Annotated in this window: 8 protein-coding genes; 5 read left to right on the forward strand and 3 right to left on the reverse strand. The window is 63.6% G+C overall.

Going from position 1 to position 8,684, the window contains the following annotated elements:
* Window positions 1-262: 262 nt before the first annotated feature.
* Window positions 263-1,330: an NAD(P)-dependent alcohol dehydrogenase gene (locus tag J1G35_RS30205; RefSeq protein WP_223016831.1), complete on the reverse strand. Its 1,068-nt coding sequence runs from the start codon at window positions 1,328-1,330 to the stop codon at window positions 263-265.
* A 146-nt stretch (window positions 1,331-1,476) separates the two neighbouring features.
* Here J1G35_RS30205 and J1G35_RS30210 point away from each other — a divergent pair, with 146 nt between their 5' ends.
* The 3 genes from J1G35_RS30210 to J1G35_RS30220 all read left to right on the forward strand — a co-directional run bounded on the left by J1G35_RS30210 (window position 1,477) and on the right by J1G35_RS30220 (window position 4,670).
* Window positions 1,477-2,373, forward strand: a complete 897-nt coding sequence (locus J1G35_RS30210; protein ID WP_223016832.1) for a glyoxalase — start codon at window positions 1,477-1,479, stop codon at window positions 2,371-2,373.
* Entirely contained in the window at window positions 2,370-3,761 is a 1,392-nt protein-coding gene (locus J1G35_RS30215) for an alginate export family protein (protein ID WP_223016833.1), read from the forward strand. The genes J1G35_RS30210 and J1G35_RS30215 overlap by 4 nt, the downstream gene beginning before the upstream one ends.
* A gap of 90 nt (window positions 3,762-3,851) precedes the next feature.
* The gene (locus J1G35_RS30220; RefSeq protein ID WP_053128803.1) at window positions 3,852-4,670 is read left to right on the forward strand and encodes an alpha/beta hydrolase; all 819 of its coding nucleotides are present in this window, start codon (window positions 3,852-3,854) and stop codon (window positions 4,668-4,670) included.
* Window positions 4,671-4,813: 143 nt separating this feature from the next.
* Here J1G35_RS30220 and J1G35_RS30225 read toward each other — a convergent pair whose 3' ends face one another.
* Window positions 4,814-5,200: a DoxX family protein gene (locus J1G35_RS30225; RefSeq protein WP_053128802.1), complete on the reverse strand. Its 387-nt coding sequence runs from the start codon at window positions 5,198-5,200 to the stop codon at window positions 4,814-4,816.
* Between the two features lie 81 nt (window positions 5,201-5,281).
* On the reverse strand, window positions 5,282-6,157 hold the full coding sequence (locus tag J1G35_RS30230) for a LysR family transcriptional regulator (RefSeq protein ID WP_223016834.1): 876 nt from the start codon (window positions 6,155-6,157) through the stop codon (window positions 5,282-5,284).
* 112 nt (window positions 6,158-6,269) lie between these two features.
* Here J1G35_RS30230 and J1G35_RS30235 point away from each other — a divergent pair, with 112 nt between their 5' ends.
* Window positions 6,270-7,502 carry a YbfB/YjiJ family MFS transporter gene (locus tag J1G35_RS30235; protein ID WP_223016835.1) on the forward strand — a complete coding sequence of 411 codons (1,233 nt, stop codon included), beginning with the start codon at window positions 6,270-6,272 and terminating at the stop codon, window positions 7,500-7,502.
* Entirely contained in the window at window positions 7,499-8,497 is a 999-nt protein-coding gene (locus tag J1G35_RS30240) for an NAD(P)H-quinone oxidoreductase (RefSeq protein ID WP_053128797.1), read from the forward strand. Before J1G35_RS30235 ends, J1G35_RS30240 begins: the two co-directional genes overlap by 4 nt.
* Window positions 8,498-8,684 lie beyond the last annotated feature (187 nt).

Here is an 8,684-nt window from a genome sequence, read left to right on the forward strand (position 1 = left end):
CTACACAACTTTGTCTAAACGCTGTCCCCCCGGCAGATAGGGCTGTTGTGGCGAGCGGGCTTGCCCCGCGTTGGGCTGCGCAGCAGCCCCAAAACCAGCCTCTACAGAGTGTCTGATACACCGCGTTCTTCTTTCCTGGGGCTGCTGCGCAGCCCAACGCGGGGCAAGCCCGCTCGCCACAGTTACAGTGTTTCTCCTTGACTGACTGGCATTAGGGCAAGCCCCCCTCCTACATTGCCCCCAGTGTTTCCCGGAGCAGTTTTCAAGCCGCGTGGCTTTCCTTTTTCAAGCTCTCCATATCGATCACGAACCGATACTTCACATCGCCCTTGAGCATGCGCTCATACGCTTCGTTGATGCCCTGGATGTCGATCATTTCCACGTCCGAGACAATCCCGTGCTTGGCGCAGAAGTCGAGCATGTCCTGGGTCTCCTGGATGCCGCCGATCAGCGAGCCGGCCAGGCTGCGGCGTTTGAAGATCAGGTTGAATACGGTTGGCGACGGGTGCGGGCTGTCGGGGGCGCCGACCAGGGTCATGGTGCCGTCGCGCTTGAGCAGGTTGAGGAACGCATCGAGGTTATGCGGTGCGGCGACGGTGTTGAGGATGAAGTCCAGGCTGTTGGCGACCTTGGCCATTTCGTCCGGGTTCTTCGACACCACCACTTGATCGGCGCCCAGGCGCAGGCCGTCTTCGCGTTTGTTGGGTGAGGTGGTGAACAGCGTGACATGGGCGCCCATGGCGTGGGCGATCTTCACCGCCATGTGCCCCAGGCCGCCCAGGCCCACCACACCGACCTTCTTGCCGGGCCCGACCTTCCAGTGATGCAGCGGCGAATAGGTGGTGATGCCCGCACACAACAACGGCGCGACGGCGGCCAGGTTGGAATCGTCGTGGGAGATGCGCAGCACGAACTTCTCCTTGACCACGATGCTGTCCGAATAGCCGCCAAAGGTATTTTCACCGCCGAACACCGGGCCGTTATAGGTGCCGGTAAAACCGCTCTCGCAGTATTGCTCCTCGCCCTCGGCGCAGGAGGCGCAGTGCTGGCAGCTGTCGACCATGCAGCCGACACCGGCGAGGTCGCCGACCTTGAATTTCTTCACATTGCCACCCACCGCCGTCACGCGGCCGACGATTTCGTGGCCGGGGACCGACGGGTAAAGGGTGTTGTTCCACTCGTTGCGCGCGGTGTGCAGGTCGGAGTGGCACACGCCGCAATAGAGAATGTCGATCTGGACATCGTCCGCCCCCGGCGCGCGGCGCTCGAAGGTAAAGGGCTTGAGGGCATCCTTGGCGTTCTGGGCGGCGTAGCTGTAAGTCTTGGCCATTTCGTTCACCTGTGTGATCTGACGGTAGAGGTCAGTGGACCAGCATAGACGCTGAACCGTTCAACCGAGCACGCCTGTACAATTTCCATCGCGCCCCTACCCCTAACCTCACGGCTTCAATCGCGTAGAAGTGTTGGAGAGTGGGCATGCGTAGCAAAGCAATCAAGGTATCTGTGGCATTGACGCTGCTGGCGAGCGCAATGATGGGCAATGCCTTTGCGGCAACCCCGAGCGTGGCCGTGGCGCCGCAATACGACACCAGCCACGTCTATGTGGCCCCGGCGGATGTGGACCGTTTCGCCCAGAGTTTCCTCGCCACCTTTGGCGGCAAAAGCACGCCCCAGGTGGTGGTGAACGTGCTGCCGGTGCCGAGCAGTACCACCTCGCAACTGCTGCAGACGCCAGCGGGCACGGTGTCGCTGTTCGGTTTCACCACGCCCATCCCGCACCCGTTCGGCCAGGAACGCAACGGCTACCTGGTCAAGGACATGGACGCGGCGCTCAAAGCCGCGCGAGAAAACGGCGCCGCCGTTATCGTCAGCGACTTCCCGGACCCGATCGGGCGTGACGCCGTGGTGCAATGGCCGGGTGGCGTGAACATGCAGCTCTACTGGCATACCAAGACCCCGGACTACGCGGCATTCCAGACCGTGCCGGAAAACCGCGTGTACCTGTCCACCGATCGCGCTGACGCCTTTATCAAAGCGTTCCTGGGCTTCTCCCACGGCAAGGTCCTGGCCGATGACAAACACGCGCCTGGCGTCGATGTGGGTCAAGCCACTGGCACGTACCGTCGCGTCGATATCGAGTCGCCATTCGGGCGCATGGCGGTGCTGGTCACCAACGGCCAACTGCCCTACCCCTTCGGCCACGAGACCACCGGTTATCAAGTGCCTGACCTGACGGCAACGTTGGGCAAGGCCACCGGCTCGGGCGCCAAGGTCTTGGTGCCGGCCTTTGACAGCAAGGGTCGTCGCAGCGCCGTGGTTGAATTCCCCGGCGGCTACGTCGCGGAAATTCACCAGTTCCACGCCGCAAAATGATTCGCCGCACAGGCTGGGGCCTGGCCGTGCTGTGGCCGCTGCTGCTCGGCAGCGCCCACGCCGACGATCAACCGACACGCCCGGCCATCAAGACCAACCGCTGGCAGGAGGACTGGTCGGCGCTCAAGGATCCGGCGTTGCGCACGCAGCCGCTGGACAGCTTGAAGTACATCCCGCTGTCCAGCGCCAACCCGTTCACCTATTTGTCATTGGGGGCGACGCTGCGCGAGCGCTTCGAGATGAATGATGCCAGTGGTTTTGGGGTGAAGGACGTAAAGCCTGATCGCTACCTGATCCAGCGCTTCCAGGTGCACGCCGACCTGCACTTGAATGAACACTGGCGGCTCTTCACCCAACTCGAAGATGTACGCGCCTACGACAAGACCACGGTCGGCGGCGCCGATCAGAACCGCGTCGATTTGCGCCTGGCCTTTGCCGAATACGTCAACGCTTTCGCCAGTGGCACGCTCAAGGCGCGTGTCGGGCGCCAGGACTTCGCCTTCGACTTGCAGCGTTTCATCTCATCGCGGGACGGCCCGAATGTGCGGCAATCCTTCGATGCGCTGTGGGCCGATTGGGAGACGTCCAACTGGCGCTTTATCGGGATTGCCAGCCAGCCGGTGCAGTATCAGGACGGGCGGCACTTCGACGACAAATCCAACAGTGACGCGCGCTTCCACATGCTGCGGGTCGAGCGGCTGGTGGGGGGCAAGAATGAGCTGTCGGCCTACTACGGCGTGTACGAGCGCAGCGCTGCGCACTATCTGGATGCGGACGGCGATGAAACCCGCCATCTGTTCGACGCACGCCTGGGCGGTGCGGCCGAGGGGTTCGACTGGGACATTGAAGCCATGCTGCAAAGCGGCTCGGTGGGCAGCAAGGATATTCGCGCCTGGGCCGGCGGCAGCCGCACCGGCTACACCTTCAACAGCCTGGCGTGGAAACCGCGCATCGGCCTGCAGCTGGACATTGCCTCGGGCGACCGCCAGACCGGGGACGGCACCGTCGGCACGTTCAACCCGCTGTTCCCCAACGGCTACTATTTTTCCCTGGCCGGCTATACGGGCTACAGCAACCTGATTCACGTCAAACCGTCGATCACCGTCAAGCCCATCGACAAGCTCAGCGTGCAGACCGCCGTCGGCCTGTTGTGGCGCCAGACCACCAGCGACGCGGTGTACACCCAGCCGAACCTGCCGGTCGCCGGCACCGCAGGCCAGGGTGAACGCTGGACCGGTGCCTATGGTCAGCTGCGTACCGACTATGTGTTTACGCCGAACCTCACCGGCGCGGTTGAAGCGGTGCATTACGCGGTCGGCCGCACCTTGCGCGACGCCGGCGGCGATGACAGCAATTACCTGGGGGTCGAGCTCAAGTTCAGTTGGTAACCCCAGGCAAGCACACCCGTACAAGCCCCTGGCTCGGTTTCGGGCAATAGTGAGTCTGGTTTTTCAGTCCCTCAAATCAAGGAGTTTTCCATGAGCACATTCGTTGCCAAAGACGGTACCCAGATCTACTTCAAGGACTGGGGCAGCGGTAAGCCCGTGCTGTTCAGCCACGGCTGGCCGCTGGATGCCGACATGTGGGAATACCAGATGGAATACCTGAGCAGCCGTGGCTTTCGCACCATCGCGTTCGACCGCCGTGGCTTTGGTCGCTCGGACCAGCCGTGGACCGGCAACGACTACAACACCTTCGCCGACGACATCGCGCAGTTGATCGAACACCTGGACCTCAAGGACGTGACCCTGGTGGGTTTCTCCATGGGCGGCGGCGACGTCGCGCGCTACATCGCACGCCACGGCAGCGCACGCGTGGCCGGCCTGGTGCTGTTGGGCGCAGTGACGCCGATCTTCGGTCAGAAGCCCGATTATCCCCAGGGCGTGCCGACCGAAGTGTTCGACGGCATCAAGGCCGGGTTGCTGAAAGACCGTGCGCAGTTCATCGCGGACTTCAACACGCCGTTCTTCGGCATCAACAAGGGCCAGGTCGTTTCCGAAGGTACGCTGACCCAGACCCTGCAAATCGCCATGCTGGCGTCCCTCAAGTCGACCGTGGATTGCGTCACCGCCTTCTCCGAGACCGACTTCCGCCCGGACATGGCCAAGATCGACGTGCCGACCCTGGTGATCCACGGTGACGGCGACCAGATCGTGCCGTTCGAGACCACCGGCAAGGTAGCTGCCGAGATGATCAAGGGCGCCGAGCTGAAGGTGTACAAGGATGCGCCGCACGGTTTTGCCGTGACCCACGCTCAGGCCTTGAACGAAGACCTGCTGGCGTTCCTGCAGCGCTGAAACACCCGCTCCTTTGGCCGGCACGCCACTCCCCTGTAGGAGCGAGCTTGCTCGCGAAGATCGTCAACGATGACGCAGTAAATCAGATTTAACGCGTCGCTATCGAGTTCTTCGCGAGCAAGCTCGCTCCTACCGGGGTGGGTTTACCCGGCCTTTTTTTCCAGTGCCAGGCGCCCTGGTCCGGCAATCAGGATGCTGGTGAAAATGATCAACAGCAGCCAGCCGAATTGCCCTTCCAACAACGTCCACTCCGGATGCACCACCACCATCGCAATCAACAGCACCGCCAGAATCGGCAGGCACGCCAGGCGCACCAGCACCCCGGCGATGATCAGCAGCGGGCACAGCACTTCGGCGAAAATCGCCAGCAGCAAGGTGACATGGGCGCCGAGGTGAAACGGGTCTTCGATCAGCTTCAACTGCTCGCTGTAGTTGAGCAATTTGGGCAAGCCATGCACCCACAGCAGGAACAAAGCCCCGCTGCCCCGCAGAAACAGCAGCCCCAGGTCCTGGTGTCTTGATTCGTTCATATGCGCTCCGGTTGGTTGACACGTTATCGACGTCGATTGTGTCCACAGAGCGGTACGCACGCTTGCAACCGTGTGCTGACCTCACTCCCCGGTGCCGGCAAACCCCGCGACGATTTCATCGATCACCGCCCGTACCCGCGCGGTGTGGCGCAGGTCGGCGTGGGTCACCAGCCAGACGTCGTAGGGCAACGGCCGCGTGCGCGCGGGCCACAGGCGCACCAGCCCGTCGCGCTCGCCGGTGAGGATCGGGATTTCGCCGATGCCGATCCCGGCGGCGATAGAGCGACGCACCAGCAGGCTGGAACTCAGGGCGGCGACGATGCGCCCACGGCCCAGGGGTTCCGAGACCAGGGTCATGTCCTTCTGGGTTTGCAGGTACGGTTGATAGACCACGAGGTCATGCCCTTCAAACAGGCTGCCCGGCTCCGGTGCGCCCTGGCGATCGATATAAGCCTGGGACGCAAACAACCCCACCGGCCAGCGCGCGAGACGCCGGGCGATCAGGTCGGGGCTGTCCGGGCGCGTGTTGCGAACGGCGATGTCGGTTTCGCGTTTGGCCAGGCTCAGGAACTGGGTCGACGCATCCAGCTGCACGCGCACATCCGGGTGCCGGGCGTGCAGGCGCGCAATCGCGGGAATCAGGAAGTCGATGGCCAGGGAGTCGGTGGTGCTGACGCGTACGGTGCCGGTCAGGCGGTCATCCAGGCCCTGGATCTGGCGCTCCAGGTCGAGCGCCGAGCGTTCCATTTTTTCCACCGAGAGCAACGCGGCCTCGCCGACAGCAGTCAGTGCGTAGCCTTCGGAGGTGCGCAGGAACAGCGTTGCACTCAGGGACTTTTCCAGGGCATTGACCCGTCGGCCCACGGTGGCCTGGTCGACGCCCAATACCCGTGCGGCACCGCGCAGCGTCGACTCGCGGCAGACCGCCAGGAACACCCGTGCATCATCCCAATTCATGCTGACTCCCTTCGCTGCATATATGCATCGCCATGACGTGTAATCGCTGCATTATTGCATCGATAAACCTGGATATGCTGGGCACCAGAGAAAAATACCCAGGACCGCCATCATGCTCGACACTCATGCCCCACCCCGCCACTCCGTGTGGCTGCCGATCTTCGCCGGCCTGTGCGCCAGCCTGGTCAGCATCGGCCTGGCGCGCTTTGCCTACACGCCGTTGATTCCGTCGCTGATCCAGGCCCACTGGTTCAGCGCCAATGACGTGGTGTACCTCGGCGCCGCCAACCTGGTGGGTTATCTGATCGGCGCGCTGATCGGGCGGCCCATCGCCCAGCGCACCTCGAACAAGACCGCGCTGCGCATCATGATGGTGGCGGTGACCCTGGCGTTCTTCGCCTGCGGCTTCCCGCTGTCGGTGGTGTGGTTCTTCGCGTGGCGCCTGCTGTCGGGGATTGCCGGTGGCGCAATCATGGTGCTGGTAGCAGCGACCGTGTTGCCCCATGTACCGGCCGCACGCCGGGGCCTGGCCAGTGGCGCGATCTTCCTCGGCATCGGCCTGGGCATCGCCGGCTCCGGCACGCTGGTGCCGCCGCTGCTGAGCCTGGGCTTGCAGCAGACCTGGTTCGGCCTGGGCCTGCTGGCCGTGGTGTTGACCGCCGCCAGCTGGTTCGCCTGGCCTTCGGGCACGCTGCATGAAGACGCGCCGCCATCCGGCGCGGCCGTAGCGACGCCTTCCGGCGTGTATCTGCTGTTCGCCCAATACGCCTTTATGGCTGCGGGGCTGGTACCGGCGATGGTGTTCCTGGTGGATTACGTAGCCCGTGGCCTGGGGGCCGGGGCGCATATCGGCGCGATGATCTGGGTGATGTATGGCCTGGGGTCGATTGTGGGGCCGGTCACTTACGGGTTCCTGGCAGACAAACTGGGGGCACGCTTGAGCATCCGCGTGGTGCTGGTGGTGCAGGCGATTGCCGTCGGTGCGGTGCCGTTTGCCGGCTCGTTGGCTGGCCTGGCGGTCCTCGCGGTGATCCTCGGTTCTTTCCCGCCGGGCATCGTGCCGTTGGCGCTGGCGCGGGTCCACGAACTGATCCCCAACCATCATCAGCAGCAGGTCGCGTGGAGCCGTGCCACGGTCTCCTTTGCGACTTTCCAGGCGCTCTCGGGGTTTGCTTATTCCGCCCTGTTCAACCTCAGCGGTGGTCAGCATGCGCTGTTGTTCATGATCGCCGCCGGGGCGATAGTGGTCGCCCTGGCACTGGAACTGGGCATGCGCCTGCTGAACCGTCGACCGTCCGACACGGTCCCAACCCATACGCTCATCGCTGCAGGTAATCTGAAATGACGCTTCCTAAAGAAATGACCCTGATCGAAATCACCACCCCCGGTGGCCCCGAGGTGTTGCAGCCGCGCCGCGCGGAGGTACCGGTGGCGGGCCCCGGCGAGATCCTGATTCGCGTGCACGCAGCCGGGGTCAATCGCCCCGACGCCCTGCAACGCGCCGGCAAGTACCCGATGAAACCCGGCATGAACCCGCTGCCGGGCCTGGAAGTGGCGGGCGAAGTCGCCGCGCTGGGCGACGGCGTGACCGAATACGCGCTAGGCGATAAGGTCTGCGCCCTGACCAACGGCGGCGGCTACGCGCAGTTCTGCACGGTGCCCGCCAGCCAGGCGCTGCCGATCCCCGAAGGCATGGACTGGATTCAAGCCGCTGCCGTACCGGAAACCTTCTTCACCGTGTGGGCCAACCTGTTCGGCCTCGGCGATGCGCACACCGGCCAGCGCGTGCTGATCCACGGCGGCACCAGCGGCATCGGTACGACCGCGCTGATGCTGTGCCGCGAGTTCGGCATCCAGGCCTTCGCCACCGCCGGCAGCGCCGACAAATGCGCGGCCATCGCCCAGCTGGGCGGCGAGCCGATCAATTATCGCGAGCAGGATTTTGCCGAGGTCATCGCCCAGAAGACCGACGGCCAGGGCGTGGATGTGATCCTCGACATCATGGGAGCCTCGTACCTCAACAACAACCTCAAGGCCCTGGCCATGGACGGCCACCTGGTGATGCTGGGTTTCCTCGGCGGCGCCAAGGCCAATGACGTCGACCTGCTGAGCATCCTCGGCAAACGCGCGGTGATCACCGGCTCGCTGTTGCGAGCGCGCAGCAAGGCTGAAAAAGCCGCGATTGCCGAACAGTTGCGCGAGTATGTGTGGCCGGTGCTGGAGGCCGGGCGCTGCCTGCCGATCATCGACAAGGTGTACGAATACACCGACGCGGCCCAGGCTCATGCGCGGATGGAAGGTGGGGACCACATCGGCAAGATTGTGTTGCGGGTGGGGTAATCAGCAGGCAACACAAAGCAAATGTGGGAGGGGCGGTGCGACGATTCGACTTGCTCCCGTGGCGGCCTTCGGGCCGACCGCTTTTTGGGGGTTGGGTGAGTACATATCCGTTGCTGCGGTAACGGCTGCTTAGGGTTCCGCTCTTACAGCGGGTCACTTTTGGAAGAGCGCCAAAAGTAACCAAAAA

This window comes from Pseudomonas sp. SH10-3B, assembly GCF_019891415.1.
Lineage (GTDB): Bacteria > Pseudomonadota > Gammaproteobacteria > Pseudomonadales > Pseudomonadaceae > Aquipseudomonas.

Coding starts and splice junctions, on each gene's coding strand:
- J1G35_RS30240 (WP_053128797.1), top strand. CDS start 7,499: ATGACGCTTCCTAAAGAAATGACCCTGATCGAAATCACCACCCCCGGT.
- J1G35_RS30225 (WP_053128802.1), bottom strand. CDS start 5,200: ATGAACGAATCAAGACACCAGGACCTGGGGCTGCTGTTTCTGCGGGGC.
- J1G35_RS30205 (WP_223016831.1), bottom strand. CDS start 1,330: ATGGCCAAGACTTACAGCTACGCCGCCCAGAACGCCAAGGATGCCCTC.
- J1G35_RS30235 (WP_223016835.1), top strand. CDS start 6,270: ATGCTCGACACTCATGCCCCACCCCGCCACTCCGTGTGGCTGCCGATC.
- J1G35_RS30215 (WP_223016833.1), top strand. CDS start 2,370: ATGATTCGCCGCACAGGCTGGGGCCTGGCCGTGCTGTGGCCGCTGCTG.
- J1G35_RS30220 (WP_053128803.1), top strand. CDS start 3,852: ATGAGCACATTCGTTGCCAAAGACGGTACCCAGATCTACTTCAAGGAC.
- J1G35_RS30210 (WP_223016832.1), top strand. CDS start 1,477: ATGCGTAGCAAAGCAATCAAGGTATCTGTGGCATTGACGCTGCTGGCG.
- J1G35_RS30230 (WP_223016834.1), bottom strand. CDS start 6,157: ATGAATTGGGATGATGCACGGGTGTTCCTGGCGGTCTGCCGCGAGTCG.